Annotated in this window: 12 protein-coding genes; 1 reads left to right on the top strand and 11 read right to left on the bottom strand. The window is 70.1% G+C overall.

The annotated features are described in order from the left end of the window. Nucleotides 1–51: 51 nt before the first annotated feature. The 5 genes from MMA15_RS01455 to MMA15_RS01475 all read right to left on the bottom strand — a co-directional run bounded on the left by MMA15_RS01455 (nucleotide 52) and on the right by MMA15_RS01475 (nucleotide 6,881). The gene (locus MMA15_RS01455; protein WP_241057117.1) at nucleotides 52–1,410 is read right to left on the bottom strand and encodes an FAD-binding oxidoreductase; all 1,359 of its coding nucleotides are present in this window, start codon (nucleotides 1,408–1,410) and stop codon (nucleotides 52–54) included. A gap of 6 nt (nucleotides 1,411–1,416) precedes the next feature. Continuing rightward, on the bottom strand, nucleotides 1,417–2,868 hold the full coding sequence (locus MMA15_RS01460; protein WP_241057118.1) for an FAD-binding oxidoreductase: 1,452 nt from the start codon (nucleotides 2,866–2,868) through the stop codon (nucleotides 1,417–1,419). Between the two features lie 637 nt (nucleotides 2,869–3,505). Further along, on the bottom strand, nucleotides 3,506–4,402 hold the full coding sequence (locus MMA15_RS01465; RefSeq protein WP_241057119.1) for an SCO0930 family lipoprotein: 897 nt from the start codon (nucleotides 4,400–4,402) through the stop codon (nucleotides 3,506–3,508). Nucleotides 4,403–4,698: 296 nt separating this feature from the next. Then, a complete protein-coding gene (locus MMA15_RS01470) occupies nucleotides 4,699–6,273 on the bottom strand; it encodes an NADH-quinone oxidoreductase subunit NuoF family protein (RefSeq protein WP_241057120.1) in 1,575 nt (524 codons plus the stop codon). Then, a complete protein-coding gene (locus MMA15_RS01475) occupies nucleotides 6,273–6,881 on the bottom strand; it encodes a hypothetical protein (protein WP_241057121.1) in 609 nt (202 codons plus the stop codon). Before MMA15_RS01475 ends, MMA15_RS01470 begins: the two co-directional genes overlap by 1 nt. A 938-nt stretch (nucleotides 6,882–7,819) precedes the next feature. Here MMA15_RS01475 and MMA15_RS01480 point away from each other — a divergent pair. Then, nucleotides 7,820–8,548 (top strand): PucR family transcriptional regulator, encoded by a 729-nt coding sequence (locus MMA15_RS01480; protein WP_241057122.1) that lies wholly within the window; start codon nucleotides 7,820–7,822, stop codon nucleotides 8,546–8,548. A gap of 229 nt (nucleotides 8,549–8,777) precedes the next feature. On the opposite strand, the gene MMA15_RS01485 is transcribed toward MMA15_RS01480, so the two are convergent. From MMA15_RS01485 to rpe, 6 genes are all read right to left on the bottom strand, one after another. After that, entirely contained in the window at nucleotides 8,778–10,424 is a 1,647-nt protein-coding gene (locus MMA15_RS01485) for a DUF1996 domain-containing protein (RefSeq protein WP_241057123.1), read from the bottom strand. A gap of 178 nt (nucleotides 10,425–10,602) precedes the next feature. Continuing rightward, entirely contained in the window at nucleotides 10,603–11,229 is a 627-nt protein-coding gene (locus tag MMA15_RS01490) for a DUF4142 domain-containing protein (protein ID WP_241057124.1), read from the bottom strand. A gap of 178 nt (nucleotides 11,230–11,407) precedes the next feature. Next, complete coding sequence (locus MMA15_RS01495) at nucleotides 11,408–13,276, bottom strand: AMP-dependent synthetase/ligase (protein WP_308290488.1); 1,869 nt, start codon at nucleotides 13,274–13,276, stop codon at nucleotides 11,408–11,410. A 453-nt stretch (nucleotides 13,277–13,729) separates the two neighbouring features. After that, nucleotides 13,730–14,206, bottom strand: coding sequence for a cation:proton antiporter regulatory subunit (locus tag MMA15_RS01500; protein WP_241057126.1), 477 nt, complete (start codon nucleotides 14,204–14,206; stop codon nucleotides 13,730–13,732). Between the two features lie 198 nt (nucleotides 14,207–14,404). Next, complete coding sequence (locus MMA15_RS01505) at nucleotides 14,405–15,394, bottom strand: sugar-binding transcriptional regulator (protein ID WP_241057127.1); 990 nt, start codon at nucleotides 15,392–15,394, stop codon at nucleotides 14,405–14,407. A 282-nt stretch (nucleotides 15,395–15,676) separates the two neighbouring features. Then, nucleotides 15,677–16,369, bottom strand: coding sequence for a ribulose-phosphate 3-epimerase (gene rpe / locus MMA15_RS01510; RefSeq protein ID WP_241057128.1), 693 nt, complete (start codon nucleotides 16,367–16,369; stop codon nucleotides 15,677–15,679). Nucleotides 16,370–16,595 lie beyond the last annotated feature (226 nt).

Below are 16,595 nucleotides of genomic sequence, written 5' to 3' on the forward strand. Positions count from 1 at the left end.
GGATTCGCTGTCGCCGGGCGGGCGGCGGGCGCCTGCCGCCGCCCGCCCTGATCAGAACCAGGGCGCGAAACGCCCCGGTGCACAGATGTCGTCGGGGTCGAACTGCCGCTTGAGGGAACGCAGTACGGGCGTCGCGGACGGGGCCCGGCCCCACGCCGCGGCCAGGTCGTCCACGCCTTCACGCCGCCGCCGCAGCGTCACCGAGCCGCCGGCCTGGTGCACGGTCTCGCGCCATGCGGTGAGGCACTCGGCGTGACCGGCGGCGTCGCCTCCGCGCAGTACGGCGGTGTGCAGCCCCTGTGCGACACCGCTCAGCAGCCTCGCCTCCACGCCGGTCTCCCGCGTCAGCTCGTTCAGCCGACGCGCCAGCCCGGGCAGTCGGGCGGGGTGGGTCGCGGCGCGGAGCACCGTCTCTCCCTCCTCGCCGCGCAGCAGGCCCAAGTGGCGCCGCCAGGCGGCCTGTTCGGCGTCGGCGTCGAGCACGCGGGCGCCGGCGAGACCGGGGACCTCGGGTGCGAGCCTGCCGCGTGCCGCCGCGCTCTCCTCGGTGCCCTGGAAGCGGACGAGCAGCTCCCGCCCGTCCCACTCGACGGCGACCGGCTCCAGCGGCGAGCGCATCACGGCTCGCGCCGCGTCGAGCGCCTGCGCCGCGTCGTCCACCGGCAATGCGACGGTCACGGTGGCCGCGGGCAGCGGGTGCACGCGCAGATTGAGCCGGGCGACGAGCCCGAAGGCGCCGAGCGATCCGGACATCAGCTTGGCGAGGTCGTAGCCGGCGACGTTCTTGATGACGTCGCCGCCGGTGCGGGCCACGGTGCCGTTGGGCAGCACGAGCGTCGCACCGATCACCAGGTCCGCGAGGCCGCCGTACTTCAGTCGACGCGGTCCGGCGTCGCCGCCCGCCAGCAGTCCGCCCAGGGTGGCGCCGCCGTCGGCCGTGGGCGGGTCGACCGGCAGCCACTGGCCCGCGGGGGCCAGCAGTTTCTGGAGCCGGGCGAGCGGCATCCCGGCCTCGACGCCGACCGTCCAGTCCTCCGGTGCGTGACTGATGAGACGGTCCAGGCCGGAGGTCTCCACCACCAGCGCGGGCTCCGCGACGGGCGCCCCCCACTCCAGGGCCGTCCCCGCGCCCTCGAACAGCATCGTCCGCCGCTGTGCCGCGGCGCCCGCCACCGCATCCACGGCTTCGGCGAGACCCGAGGGCCGTACCCGGGAGGGCGAACGCCCCTCCTGCCCCTCGGCGCCCTCCGCCGCTGCGCGAGGCGAACCGGCCCCGGACGCACGGGAGTCGGACGAGTCCGGCTTCGACGAACCGGTCCTCGACGGTTCGGGCTTAGCCGGGCCGGACGCGGCCCGTGACCGGGCGGGCGGCCCGTCCGCGTACAAGGCCCCGCGGGGCTCCTCGGTCACCTCGTCTCACAACCTCTCGATCATGCCGGCCGCTTCGAGCGGGTGCGGCCGGTAGCGGCCCGGCGTCTCCCCGCAGAGCCGCGGTGTGGGCAGCACCTTGCCCGGGTTGGCCAGCCGATCCGGGTCGAAGGCCGTACGCAGCCGGTCCATCACGGCCAGGTCCTCCTCGCCGAACATCTCCGGCATGGAGCACGCCTTGTCCAGGCCGATGCCGTGCTCGCCGCTGAGCGAACCGCCCAACTCCACGCACATCTCGGCGATTTCGGCGGCCAGCCGCTCCGCGCGCTCGGACTCCCCCGCCTGCCCGTCGAAGAGCACCAGCGGATGCAGATTGCCGTCTCCCGCATGGAAGACGTTCGCCACCCGCAGCCCTTCCGCCCGGGACATCGCGGCGATACGGGTCAGCGCCTCGGACAGTCTGGTGCGCGGGACGACCCCGTCCTGCACGAAGTAGTCCGGGCTGATGCGGCCCATCGCCGCGAACGCCGCCTTGCGCCCCTTCCAGATCAGCGCACGCTCCTCGGCGGTGCCGGCGATGCGCACGTTCGTGGTGCCCTTCTGCCTGCACAGCGCGACGACTTGCTCGAACTGCTCGTCGCATTCGTGCTCCATGCCGTCGAGTTCGACGACGAGGGCGGCCGTGGCGTCGAGGCTGTAGCCCGCGTGCACGGCCGCCTCGCACGCCTCGATCGCGAGCGAGTCGAGCATCTCCACCGCCGCGGGCACGATCCCGGACGCCATGATCGCGCTGACCGCCTCCCCCGCCGCCTCGGCCGTGGGGAAGTCGGCGACCAGGGTGCGCACGCTCTCGGGAGTACGCAGCAGCCGCACGGTGATCTCGGTGGCGATGCCGAGGGTCCCCTCCGAGCCGATGAACAGCCCCCGCAGATCCGGCCCCTCGCTCTCGGGGGCGTCGCCGCCGAGTTCGGTGACGGTGCCGTCCGGGAGCACGACCCGCAGGGCGGTGACGTGGTGCACGGTGAAGCCGTACTTGACGCAGTGGGCGCCGCCCGAGTTCTCCGCGACGTTGCCGCCGATGGTGCACACGACCTGACTGGAGGGGTCGGGCGCGTAGTAGAGGCCGTGCGGTGCGGCGACGCGTGAGATCTCGGCGTTGGTGACGCCGGGCTGTAGGACCATCCGCCGGTCGTCCGGATCGAATTCGACGATGCCGCGCATCCGCGCCAGGGAGATCACCACCCCCTGCGCCACGGGCACCGCTCCCCCCGACAGTCCCGTACCGGCGCCGCGTGCGACGAACGGCAGCCCCGCCCTCGCGCACAGCGAGACGGCGGCGGCGACCTCCTCGGTGCCGCGCGGCAGTACGACCAGGGCGGGGACTTCACGGAAGCCGGTGAGCCCGTCACACTCGTAGGTACGCAGCTTCAGCGGATCCGTGAGCACGGCGTCCGCCCCGAGTGCGGCTTCGAACTCCTGGCGCAGTGCGGTGTCGATCATGGCACCGAGCCTCCAAGACCCGTAGATCCTCCGACGGAGCGGCAGTTCGCGACAGCCGAGCACCGAATTCCGAAATCCGGTAATCAACGACCGCGTCACGGAACTTAGGGTCCTTGCATCTATGGGTCAACCCGTCGTTGCATCTATGTTCCGGCGCGGGTCTGTTCCGCTGTCGACGGTGCGTCGGGGGAGTACGTACGCCGGGCCCCGCACCCGGATCGGCGCAGGGACTCGCGCATGGATGCGCGCCAGTGCCCGCACACGGACGACCGGCCGGAGTGGATACATCGGGGCGTTACACAGCAGAACCGCACGGATCGCACTCGCGGTGGCCGTCGAGAACGGCCCGCAGGCGCCCCGCGCGTCTCACCCGTACCGCGAACGACGAGCAGCAAGGGCTTGCTGGGACTCTGAGGGGTCTCTGAGGGCCTGGGGGCGGTCAGTCGGACATGGGACAGGAGGCGCCCCTCACAGGGCGGGAGAGAGCCGCTCACGGAATTCTCCGCTCGCGCACAGCAATTGGCGACGCGGTGGGGCCCTGGGAAACCCTCAGGGCCCGCCGCCCCGAGCCGCCCATGGGGACGGTCGCGAGGGCGCGGGCCCTGGAGGAACGTGCTGCTTCGGCGTGCGCCGTGTGTCAGCGCGAGGCGCCTGCCTTCTTGCCCTTGTCGGTGGCGGCGTGCCAAAGCCCCATCTTGCCCTGGCCGTTGATGTCGCCGGGCTCCTTGTCGCCCTTGAACCAGTACAGCGGCCAGCAGTCGATCGAGAGCTGACGCGTGCCGTCCGCGCGCTTGTACGTGCTGAGCAGCTTCGGGTCGATGCCGCTGATCTTGTCCTTCTCGACGGGCTTCGCCGGCACCCACGACTTCAGGCACTCGCCCTTGCAGTTGGACTTCATCGGCCAGGCCGAGTCCTTGTCGAACCGGTAGAGCGTGCGGCCCTTGGCATCGGCGACGATCTTGCCCAGCTCGGGGTTGTCGACGGCCTTGAGCTGCTTGAGGTTGCGCGCGCTGGCCTTGTTGCCGTCGGGGGCGACTGCGTTCCACATCCCGCCCGCGCCGTGTCCGTCGAGGTCGCCGGGCTTCTTGTCCTTGGCGTGGCGGTAGACGGGCCAGCCGCCGACCGTAAGCTGGTAGGAGCCGTCGCTGCGCTTGACCTTGCCCAGCTCGGACTTGGCGATACCGGAGCCCGCCTCGGCGCCCTTCGCCGGGACCGGCGGCCACATCTTCTCGCAGTCGCCGTTGCAGTTGGACTGCGAGGGCGATGCGGTGTCCTCGTCGTACCGGTAGAGCGTCCAGCCCTTGGAGTCGGTGACCACCTCGCCCAGCTTCTCGGTGAGCTTGGCCTTCATCGCGCCCGCCGGGGCGTCCTTCCGGCTGGTGCCGCCAGCGTCACCGCCGTTGTTGTCGGCGGCCTGCCCGGCCGGCTTGATCTTCTGACCGGAGTAGTCATTGCCCGTGGAACCGCATCCCGTAGCGAACATCGCGACGACGATCGCGGTCCCGATCAGAGCCACGTGACGCTGCTTCCTCATGACCGCTCCTTCAGTGCTGGATATGTGTGGCTGGCATGTGAGTGTGGTGCAGGAGGGTTTCAGGCGGCGGAAAGTTGTCCGATCGTGCCAAACGCCGGGGTACCGCGACGGCCGCAAATGTGCTGACCGCTCAACTCCCCCCGGCACGCCGTCCGTTGAGGCCGGAAAGCCCTTCCACTCGGCACTCGGTTCCCCGCTCGGCACTCGGCCCCTGCCGCCTTACGGCCGCTCCCCCGGCGCCCCGCTGCCGGCGTACCCGGGCACCTGGGGCGCCCGGGGCGGGCCGCAGCCCGCCCCTACCGCTCCTCGATCCGCAACGCCAGCGCGGGGCAGCGCCGTACGGCCCGCTGCGCCTGCTTCTGCGTGTGCGGATGGATCGCCGCGGACGCGCCCGTCGGGTAGCCGTCGATGTCCAGCTCGATCATGTCCGGGACTACGCCCGCGCACAGCCCGTGCCCCTGGCACAGCGTCCAGTCGACGACCAGCCGCTTCTGCTTGCGCCCTTCGAGCTGCGGTGCGCCGTGCTTGGGCGCGTCCGGACGCTCGGGCGGCCGGTAGCCGGCGGCGAGCTGCACCTCCTCCGGCACGGCCAGGCAGCCGAACACCGGCCGCCCGCAGCCGCTGCCGAGCGCGTGCGCCTCGAAGTCCTCGGCGAACGTCTTCATCGCCGAGTCCACCAGGCGTGCCGTGCCGTCGGGATGGTTGCACGCCCCGCGCTTCTTGACGGCCTTGGTGCGTGCCTTGATCGCGTTCAGGGCCTCGCGTCCGCCGCCGTCCGCGGCCCACGCCACGGTGTCGGCCAGCGCCGGCAGCCCGACGAAGCACGGTCCGCACTGCCCCGCGGACTCGTCCGCCATCCAGCGGGCGACCAGCTCGACCTCCCCCACCGGGCAGGTCCCTTCGGGCAGCGGCAGCACCGCGCCCGCGCCGAGCGTGGCGCCCAGCGCGTCGAGCGCGTCACGTGAGATCCGCGCCTGCCAGCACTGGTCGCGCTCCAGGAACTTCCCGTGGTAGCCGCCGATGAGCACGCCCTGTCCGGGGTCGATGCCGCACAGCCCGAGGATGTACGGCAGCGGAGCACCGGTCGGGGTCTCGACGACCTTGTCGCCGCCCACGGTCAGCAGCACGGTGCCCGGTTCGGTCGGCAGGCCCACGTTGCGGAAGTCGAGCGCTCCCAGACGCGCGCCCACGGCGAGCTGCGCGAAGGTCTCCGTGTTGGACAGCAGCGTCGGCAGGCCGTCGACGCCCGCGTCGCTGGCGCGCACGCCGTTCCCCGAAGGAAGTACGGGCAGCTGGTTGAGACCGCTGACGAGGGAGCTGGACTCACCGGTGACGAAGCGTTCCGGCATGCGTACGACCCGGATGCGCGGACCGCCGGGGCCGCGCTCGGCGACGGCGTCCCGCACCGAGCGCTCCACGTCGGGCCGGGTCACCGCGACGTTGACCTCGTCGGAGTTGAGCGCGCGGGCGCACAGCATCGCCCCGTCCAGCACCAGATGGGGGCTGAAGAGCAGCAGCGCGGTGTCCTTGAGACAACTGGGTTCGCCCTCGCTGCCGTTGACCACGACGGCCGCCCGCGCCTGCTGCCGCCGGTGGGCCGACTCGATGACCGCCTTGAGCTTGCGGGCGAAGGGGAAGCCCGCACCGCCTCTGCCGCGCAGATCGATGTTCTCGGCGAGATCGACCAGCTCCTCCAGCCGCATCTCGGGCATCGTTCCGTGCACCGTCAGATGGCCCACGCGCTCCAGGCGGCGGGTCCATCCCGCGCCGGTGCCCAGGCCCGCGAGCAGCCGTGGCGGCCCGAACGAGGCGAGGGAGGGCACCGCGTCCGCGTTGGACGCGGAGACGGGTGAGGGCACGACAGACGTCACTATTGCTCCTTCTTGCGCTTGTCGGCCGATGAGGCGTTACGACTCGGGGCGAGCCGCATCATCAGGACGACGGTCACTCCGGTAAGGGCTACGGCGTATCCCCAGTCGACCCAGTCGGCCACGGCACGGCCGGCACGCAGACCGTGCACCAGGGACGCGCCCCAGGCCAGATAGGCGGTCATGTGCAGGGCACGCCACAGACGTGACTGGCCCTTGCGTGCGAAGGCGCCCCGCACGGCGCCCGTGACCGTCACTGCCACGAAGAGATACCCGGCGACGGTGCCCATTCCGATCAGAATGGGCTGTGCCCCGTCGAGTCCGGGAATGGCCGCGGCCTGCCAACTGGTCGAGCCCAGGGCGACCTTCGACCAGATGTGCAGACCGAGGAAACCCAGGCCGCCCACCGCGGAGCCGCGGTGGATCGCCTGCGCGATGAGCCGGTGATTGGGGTCGAGCAGCATCCGGTCCGCCGCGGCCACGCCCCAAAGGACCGAGAACGTGAGCAGCAGCAGGGAGAAGACTCCCGAACCGAATTCGACGAACGCCCACAATCTGTCCATCGACTGATTGCTGATCGCGAAGACGATGGCGAGAGCCGAGACGATCACGAACGCGGTGTACCGGGGGACGTAACGCGCCGCGGTGCCGCGTCCAGGGGTCTCGACCTCGAGTCTCGGGCCCTGGCTTGAGCGCTGACGGGCCTGGCGAGGGGGGACGTCACCTCGCCTGGAGGCAGCAAGCGCCGTCGGACGGCGCTTCGCCGGCGGGACACGGATCTGTTCTGGGGGCATCCGGATCTTCCGATCGCACTGTCGCCGAAGTCCGACCTGACCCTCGGTCCCGCATCTGCCGTATACCGCAAAGCAGTTGAATCGGGAATGACCCGTGACGTTCCGGTGTGAAGCTCTCTACTTTGCGCGACCAGAATGCGGTGGTCGGGATGCAGAAGCATCTCGGAACTCCCCGGGACCTTCACAGGTTTTATCGCTCTGTGACAAATTCTGGCAGTGGGATCGCCGCCGCACCCCGCGGTGTCGATGATGCCCCTTCAGGGGAAGCAGGGGGACCCTCAACTCCGGGACCGGGGCGGGATACCGGTTACCGGAGGCAACCTCCGCGGGCTTGTCCTCCCGTGCTCGGGCAGGCCCAACCCGGCAGGAACGAGGTAGAGATGAGCGACGTTCTCAACCGCATCCGATCTCGCCCCCGTGGCGAGTGGGCGCGCGTTCAGAGAAAGGAGCTGCCCGCCGTCGCAGACCAGGTGGTGGAAGCTCTACAACGCAGCATACCGGCAATGTCCGCTTTTCTGCGGGAAATTGACCGCGAGGATGCTCAATGGGCCGTGGAACAGGCATTGCTGGCCGCATTGGGACATCACTCACCGGAAACAAAGGATTCGGACACGGGAACCGCGAACCAGGCCGACAACGTCACAGCAGCGGTTCCCATCGACCGTGCCCGACGGCAGCTCTTCACGGCACTCATGGGAGAGGAGGAATTCCCGGAGTCACGACTGACAGAACTGGCCAGGTCAGCAAGGTGGCCGTTGCCCGAGACAGTCCGTGCTGTAGCACTCGCCTCACCCAGCGAGGTGCCCCAGCTCGCGGCGGCGCTCGGCAACGCCCTGGTCAGCCCTGTCGAAAGTGAGCTGTGCCTGCTGATACCCGACCCGGACGACGACCGCGAAGCACTGGAGAACGTGCTGCGCGGTCGCACGGCTGCGGTCGGGCACACCGTCCCGCTCAACGACGCGGGTTCATCGGTGCGCTGGGCCCGGCGACTGCTGGAGCTGACGCCGCCACCCGGGGCACCGGGCGGCGGCGTCAACGGCGGTGTCGGCAACAACCAGGACGGCAAGGTCCTCTTCGTAGACGACCATCTGTCCATGCTTCTGCTGTTGCAGGACGAGTCGCTCGCCTGCGCGCTCTCCTCCCGCTGGCTCGGCCCCCTCGCCGAGCTCACCCCGCGGCAGAGCGAGCGCCTCGAAGTCACGCTGCTGGCGTGGCTGGAGAGCGGTGGCGCACCTGAGGCGGCCAAGACGCTCCAGGTTCACCCGCAGACGGTGCGCTACAGGCTGCGTCAGATAGAGAAGCTCTTCGGCTCGGCGCTGCGCGATCCGCGTACGCGTTTCGAGCTGGAGATGACCCTTCGCGGCCGTCGGCTGCTGGGCCAGATACGCCGGCAGCGCACCCGTGCCGGCCGCAGGTCCCGTACCGTCGCCGCCGGCGTCCGCCCCCTGGGCGTCGCCCGTGAGGCCCGGGTCAACGGTCTGTGACCGCAGGCGCCCGGTGCTCGCACCGGGCGCCTGCCCGTAACCTCCCGGCAGGGCGCTGAGAACGGAACAGAGCGACAACAGAAGAGCAACACAGAACAGCACAACGGGGATCGACAACAGAACAACGGAACGACAGGCGGCGGCCCGGACACAGAATCTGCGTCCGGGCCGCCGTCGTGTGCGGGCTGCGCCGCGGGGCTGCGTACGGGCCCCGCGGCGGAGACTCACATCAGCACTCCTTGTCCTGGTTGATGCAGTCCACGGCCGTCTTCATCAGGTCCTCAGGCATGACGTTGATGAAGTCGCTGTGGTCCGTGATCGGGTTGTGCAGCTGCTCCGGGAAGGAGTCCACCGCGAACGGGGTGTCAGCGTTGACCAGGTTCTCCTGGGGGATGTCGTACTTGATCGTCTGCTGCACCTGCGGGATGTTCTGGAAGCCCTCGGGGCAGTTGCCCTGGTCGTCCGAGAACTCCATGTGGTCCCGGTGGTTACCGCTGTCCGTGTTCTGACCGTCCCAGCAGTTCTGGAACTTGAACGTACGGATCATCTTCTTGCCCTCGGGGCAGATCGGGTACTTGTCCTTGAGCTGACGGTCCTCGAAGCCCTCGCAGCTCCACGACGCGTTGGCGTTCTCGTCGCCGTTGGTGAAGGCCTTGGCGTCACCGGTGATGATGCGCAGGAAGCGCGGCATCTCGGTCACCTGGTCGGCACCGCCGGAGGTGAGCTTGATCGTGGCGTCGGGCTTGAGGATGCTGCCGACGTTGAGGTCGTTGGCACCGCCGTCGCCAGGCTGGGCCTCGGCACCTTCGCCGCCGCCGACCTGGTCTTCGCCCTCACCCTGGCCCTGGTCCTGGCCTTGGTCCTGACCCTGATCCTGGCCTTGGTCCTGGCCCTGGCCCTGGTCTTCAGCCGGAGGCTGCTCCTGGCCCTGGTCCTGACCCTGATCCACTCCGGCGTCCTGACCCTGGTCCTCAGCCGGAGGCTGCTCCTGACCCTGGTCCTGACCCTGATCCACTCCGGCGTCCTGACCCTGGTCCTCAGCCGGAGGCTGCTCCTGACCCTGATCCACGCCGGCGTCCTGGCCCTCGACCTGGCCCTGGTCCTGACCCTGGTCGAGACCGGCGTCCTGACCCTGGTCGTCCTCCGTGACGCTGTTGGCGTTCACGTCGTTCGCAGCCTGGTCACCGGCCTGGTCGCCCTGGTCGCCGCCGGCCTGGTCGCCGCCCTGCTGCTCGGCGACGTCGCCTTCCTGCACGGCGCCCCGCTGGTCCTCGTTCCCGTCCAGTGAACGGATCACGGGCCAGTAGTGCGTCGACTGGTCGCCCTTGGCGCACGTGGTGCCCGCCGCCGCGAGAGACTCGTCGCTGGACTGCGCGTTGGTGTCCTCGTTGCCCACGTAGTCGTGCACGTGGTGGGCACCGTTGAGAACGCCAGGAGCAGCGATCACGTTGTCCGAGTTGAAGTGCTCGTTCTCGTTGTTGCCGCACTTCGTCTCGAAGCTGCCGCCCGGGTCCGCCTCCTTCGAGGCGTTCGGCTGGACGTCTTCGATGTTGACGAAGTCCTCAGCCTTGGGGCCCTGTTGGGCGCCCTGACCCTGATCACCGCCCTCCGCCGCGGCCTGGTCCTGCATCATCTGGCACTGGGCCATCGACTGCATGTCCTGGGGCTGCTCGGCACCGGCGTTCTTCAAGTCCTCGCCGATACCGCGGATGGTCTCCGAGCGCTGCTGGTTCAACTGCCCAAGGGCCTCCTCGGAGCTCTGCTCCTTGGAGTGCCACTGCCCGTAGGCCTGGGCGACTTGCTGGTCCAGAGTGGCGAGCTTCTGACCCACGGACTGCTTCGCGTCCTGGGGTACCTGGCCCAGTGCAAGGCTCACATCGGGACAGTCGATCGTGCTCGCGGCAGCAGCGGGGTCCTCGTTCCCCGCGAAGGCACTGACTCCGATCGCCGCTGCGCCACCACCACCGACCACCAGCGCTGCGACGATCGCTATCGTTTTGTTCGCCGTGCGCGAGCGTTTGTGGCCTTTTTGTCTCATATTGACTTCACTCCACTCATTTCACGTCGTTCAGCGCCTCGAAGTCCACAAGTCCCGTGTCCTCCAGGACTGTGATGTGATCGAGGACAATGGCGTTGGCCCGGGTCGCCAACGACCGCACCATTGAGTTGCGGGTCTGATCGCGTACAAGCCCTACGAGGCCGAAGACAACGCCATGAGCCTGGCGCAGCCTCTCGACGAGAACCCGGTCGAATTCATCACCCTCGGCCCGGTCGATCTCGTCCAGGTAGTCCTGGTTCTTGCCGGCAGGCTGGTTCGGCAGTGAAACCTTCAGGGTGCGACCGGCCTCGATGGCCCGTCGGTCCAACTCCGTGTGTCCGTCGACGAGATGATCGCCCGCGATCCGCACCGACTTTCGTGTCCCGCGCTCCCGCGCGGACTGGCCGGCGGGCAGCTCCCATAGACCGGCATTCCGCACTTTGCGTATGAAGTCACGGTCCATTGGAGTAAGGGGCCCGTATTCGGTTTTCCAGGTTCCCTTACCGTCGTCCTGCCATCCCGCACGAGCCAGCGCAATGTTGCGGTTGCCGTCGAAGCCCTGCATCGGCAGCACCAGCGCCGCGAGGGTTGCAACGAGCCCCAGAACGACCAGCACTGTGCCGATCGCTCGCCCGGACGTCATGGCGGACCGCATCCGCCCTCCTCTCCACACGCATTGGTCGAAGTGCGACGGACGCTAACGGCGCGTGTGAGGATGTGGTCGAGGCTTCGTCCCGACCTGACAAGAACCGGTCTCAGGTCGTTCAACACTGCTACATTGCAAAGTCGTATCGTGCCGCGTGTCGCGCCCGCGGCCGGAATCAGCTCGCGTAGAGCTCTTCGATCTCAGCCGCGTACATCCGCGTGATCTCGGCTCTTCTCAGCTTCAGAGACTGCGTCACCAGGCCGTCGGCCATGCTGAACTCCTCCGGCAGGATGCGGAACGAGCGGATCGACTCGGCTCTCGAGAAGACGCTGTTGGCCGCCGCCACGGCACGCCCCACTTCCCGTTCCAGCTCCTCCGAGGGCGAGTTGCCGTAGCCGGGTCCCGAAAAGCCCCACTGCTCACGGCCCTTGCGCCACTGTTCGAGCACTTCGGGGTCCAGGGTGACCAGTGCCGCCACATACGGGCGGTCGTCACCGACCACGAGCGCCTGGGAGATGAGGGGATGGGCGCGCAGCCGGGTCTCCAGCATCAGCGGTGACACGCTCCGCCCGGCGCTGGTGATGATGACGTCCTTCTTGCGGCCCGTGATGACGAGATAGCCGTCGTCGAGATAGCCGACGTCTCCCGTCCCGAGCCAGCCGTCGCGCAGCGTCTCCTCGTACTGCTCACGGGCGTGCGCGCCGCTGCTCGCATACGACGGTGCGCCGTGCCGCGCGGTGTCCTCCGAGCGCCCCGTGTAGCCGGGGAAGACCATCGGACCGCGCACCCACACCTCGCCGTCACGTGCGATGTGGACGGAGGCGCCCGGCATGGGGCGTCCCACCGTGCCGAACCGCGGCCTGCCGGGGGGCTGCGCGGTGATGGCGCACGTGGTCTCCGTGAGGCCGTAGCAGTCGTAGACGACGACGCCCGCACCGGCGAGCGCCAGGCCGAGCTCGCGGCTGAGAGTCGAGCCGCCGGAGACCACGTTGCGCGTGCGGCCGCCGAGCACGTCCCTCAAGTGCCGGTAGACCAGGCGGTCGTAGACCGCGTGGCGTGCCCGCAGGCCCGTGGTGGGCCCCGGCCCGACGCCGAGCGCCTGGGCCTCGGCCGCCTCCGCGTAGCGCCGCGAGACCTCCATCGCCCTGTCGAACATGTCGCCGCGGCCTGCGTTGACGGCCTTCATCCGCGAACCGGCGTAGAACTTCTCGAAGAAGTACGGCACCGCATAGAGGCACGTGGGCCGGAAGGATCTGATGGCGGGCATCAACTCGCGGGCGGAGATGTCGGGTTGGTGCCCCAGCAGATAGCCGCCGCGGATGCACAGCACCGTCACCATCAGCCCGTAGACGTGACCCACGGGCAGGAAGGCGAGGATCGAAGGCTGCTGGCCGGGCTCTCCCATCTGCGGGCCCCAGCCGGCGAGGATCGTGTCGCACTCCGTGGCGAGGTTGCGGTGGGTGATGACGCATCCGCGCGGGCGGCCGGTGGTGCCGGAGGTGTATATGACCGCGGCGGTCATCTCCGGTGTGACGGCCCAGCGTTGGCGGTGTACGTCGTTGTCCTCCACGGCGCGTCCGGCCTCGCTCAGCCATCCCACGCAGCCCGCGTCGAACTGCCAGATGTGGCGCAGGCGCGGCAGCCCGTCCACGACGGAGCCCACGGTCATCGCGTGGTCCTCGTGCTCGACGACGATGGCGCACGCTTCCGAGTCGCGCAGCACCCAGCGCAACTGCTCGGCGGAGGAGGCCGGATACAGGGGTATGACCTGCGCGCCGAGGGACCACAGGGCGTAGCTGAAGAGGGTCCACTCATGGCGGGTACGGGTCATCACCGCGACGCGGTCGCCGAAGCGGATGCCTTCGGCGAGCAGCCCCTTGGCCAGCTTCAGCACCTGGGTCGCGAAGGCGGCGGCGGTGGTCTCACGCCAGGGCCCCGTGCTGCCGTCGGGGCTGTCGCGGCGGGCGATCTGCGGCAACCCCGGTTCACGGGCGGCCAGTTCGTAGACGGAGTCGGCGAGGCCGCCCGATCTCAGCGGTTCCACGAGGGGAGGAAGGCTGTAGTCACGCACAGCGCACCGCCCTCACCCCGTCTGCCCTCCGTCACGACGTTCAGTGACTGACGGCGAAAATTACCTCCCGGTGCGGTGCGCTGCCTAGGGAAATTCGGATCTTCCCATGCGTGGAATCGGAGGAGGGTATGTGAGGGAAGAGCGCCGTTCACCTGCTGCGCACGCCGTTTGCGCCACTGCCGCAAGGGGTGACCGGGAGTAAGGGGGCAGAGAGCGGAAGCGGCCTTGACCGCACTTCCGCGATGTGCCCTCTCCGCGGTGCAGGCCGCTTCACGGGGGTGCCGCGCTCGCCGCGCTCCGCCTGCGTACGGGCGCACGGCCGCGAACGGTCAAGTACGGTCAAGTGCTGCGCGGGGCGGCCGAGTCGGCGCAATGAGTCGGCGCACCGCGGGGCACGCTTGCCGGGGGGCCGCAGAGCGTGTGCGATCAGGTGCCGCTGATGATGCGTGCCAGCTCGTCGACACCTTCGCGGGTGCCGACCGCGACGACCTCGTCGCCCGCCTCCAGCCGGAACTCCGGCCCCGGTGAGGGGTGCGGCCCGGTGCGCCGCAGCACGGCCACGATGTAGGCGCCGGTACGGGTGCGGGCGCGGGTCTCCCCCAACGGCCTGCTGCGGTAAGGGGATTGGGTCGTCACATGGATCCGCTCGGTGACCAGGTCGAGATCCATCTCGCCGGTGCCGAGCCGTGAGCCGTCTGCGGGCGCCAGCAGCCCCGCGAGCGAAGACGCCTCGTCCGGGTCGAGCGGGACCGTGGCCTGGCAGGCGTCCGGGTCGCCGGGCTCGTAGAAGCCGAGGAAGCGCCGCCCGTCCTGGTGCGCGACGACGGAGATGTGCCGGCCCGCCCGGGTCTGGAAGTCGTACTGCGTGCCTACTCCCGGCAGCTTGGTGCGCTGCGTGGTCATGGTCGCCCCTGCCTCCTAGAGAGCACTCGCGGGCCGCAGGACGCGGCGCTCACGAGCGTAACCCGCACGGTTCGCCGCTCTGCGTCCGCACCCGCATGAGCAGGGGCCTCCGGGCGCCGGGACCTGCCGCCGAGGGCCTGCCGCTGAGGACCTGCCGCAGCGAATCCGCCGCTACGAACCGGCCGCCGCGGACCCCGGCTATGAGCCGTCCGGGTCGGCGCGCTCCAGCGCGGGCTTGGGCCCCGGCTCGGCCTCGGTGAGCAGATAGTCGGCGGCGGCGGTGTCGGTGACGATGCTGGTGACCAGCCCGGAGCGCAGCACGGCGCCGATGGCCTCCGCCTTGCGCTGCCCGCCCGCGATGGCGATCACCTCGGGCACGCGGCGCAGCCGTTCGGCCTCGACGGTGATGCAGCGCTCCCCCAGGTCCCGTCCGATGCGGCGGCCGCTCTTGTCGAAGAGGTGCGCGGACATCTCCGCGGCCACCCCCAGCGAGGAGTAGTGCTCGCGCTCGGAGTCGCTCAGCATGTCGTGGACGGTAGAGATGCCCGGCTCCCAGGAGCCGATGGACACGGCGGCCACCGTCACCTTGTCGAAGTACTCGAAGGCGCGGGCGATGCCGGTCTGGCTGCGCAGCGCCGCGGCCGTGGCGGGGTCGGGCAGCAGCATCGGGGCGTAGACGGGGTGTGCCTCGCCGCCGGCGACCTCCGCTGCCCGCCGTACGGCCTCTACCGATCCGCGGTCTGCGGTGCCCGCGTCGTAGACACCGGTGAGCTGTACGACCGTGCAGGGCGGCAACTGGCGCAGCGCGGCGGCCATATGCGTGGTGGAGCGGCCCCAGGCGAGGCCGAGCACATCGCCTTCGGTGACGAGTTCACCGAGGAGTCCGGCGGCCACCTCGCCCAGGTTCTCCGGATCGGCGCCGTCGTCCGCCGCCTCGGACGGGGACTCGACGACGACCACGTGCCTCAGCCCATAGCGGGACCGGAGCGCATCCGAGCGGTCGGCGTCCAGCTCCGCGGGGACCCTGATCTCGATGCGGACCAGGTCGCGCTCCAGCGCCGTCTCCAGCACTCTCGCCACCTTGAATCGGCTCACGCCGAACTCGTCCGCGATCTGGATCTTGGATTTGCCCTCAAGGTAGAAGCGGCGTGCCATGGCTGCCGCCTGCATGAGCTCGGCGGGTCCCATTCGTGTGGTCCGACCCGACGACACCGCACTCACCTCACTGTCTTGCCTACGTACGCATCAGCGCTGGGCGTTCATCCTTGCAGATCCCGGGTGGCCTCGATCCACTCTTGCGCCTGCCGTGCGCTCCGGCGGCTCCTGCGGGGCCTGCCTTCCAGTGTGCGCGCGCCCCGGGCGGGGCACTGCCGAACCGCGTGGGCGGACGACCGCCGCGGGTGCGGCAGCGGAACGCGTCGGAACGGTTCGGGACGCCTCGGGACTCTGAGGCGCCGTGGGGCGGCCCGCTCAGCGAGTGCCGCCGCCCGTCCCGGCGGACCGGCGTGCCGCCGCCTCCTCGGCCTGCTGCCGAAGGCCCCGTACGGCCGCCGCGGGATCGTCGGTGCCGTAGACGGAGGAGCCCGCCACGAAGACGTCCGCGCCTGCCTCGGCGCACTGCTCGACGGTGTCGGCGGAGACACCGCCGTCGACCTGGAGCCACATCTCCAGGCCGTGCTTGTCCATCAACTGCCGGGCGCGGCGGATCTTCGGCAGCATGATGTCGAGGAAGGACTGCCCGCCGAAGCCCGGCTCGACCGTCATCACCAGCAGCATGTCCAGCTCCGGCAGCAGGTCCTCGTAGAGCTCCACGGGGGTGGCGGGCTTGAGCGCCATCGACGCGCGTGCCCCGAGCGCCCTGATCTCCCGTGCGAGTCGTACGGGCGCCGCGGCGGCCTCGGCGTGGAAGGTCACCGAGCGGGCGCCCGCCTCCACGTACTGCGGTGCCCAGCGGTCCGGCTCCTCGATCATCAGATGGCAGTCCAGCGGGATGCCGGTGGACTTGCTCAGCGCCTCGACGACGGGTGCGCCGAGGGTGAGGTTGGGGACGAAGTGGCCGTCCATGACGTCGACATGGAGCCAGTCCGCGCCGGTCACCGCTTCGGCTTCGGCGGCGAGACGCGCGAAGTCGGCCGAGAGGATGCTGGGACTGATCTGAGCCATGTGCCTGGTGCCTGCCTATCCGAACGTCGGGCCGGGGCTTCTTCCCGGTCCGGCCTGTGCTGCCCTGCTGCCCGCTCCCTGATGCCCACCGCCTGGTGCCTGGTGCCTGCTGCCGTGGGGCTCGCGGGGCGTGCGGGTACCGCACGCCGGATCATGTCATCCCCCGTGGCGGGGCGTCGCACGGGCCGGGGAACGCAGGGCCGCGGGGCCCCGCACCGGCACGGCG

The organism is Streptomyces marispadix (genome assembly GCF_022524345.1).
In the GTDB taxonomy this organism is placed as follows: Bacteria; Actinomycetota; Actinomycetes; order Streptomycetales; family Streptomycetaceae; genus Streptomyces; species Streptomyces marispadix.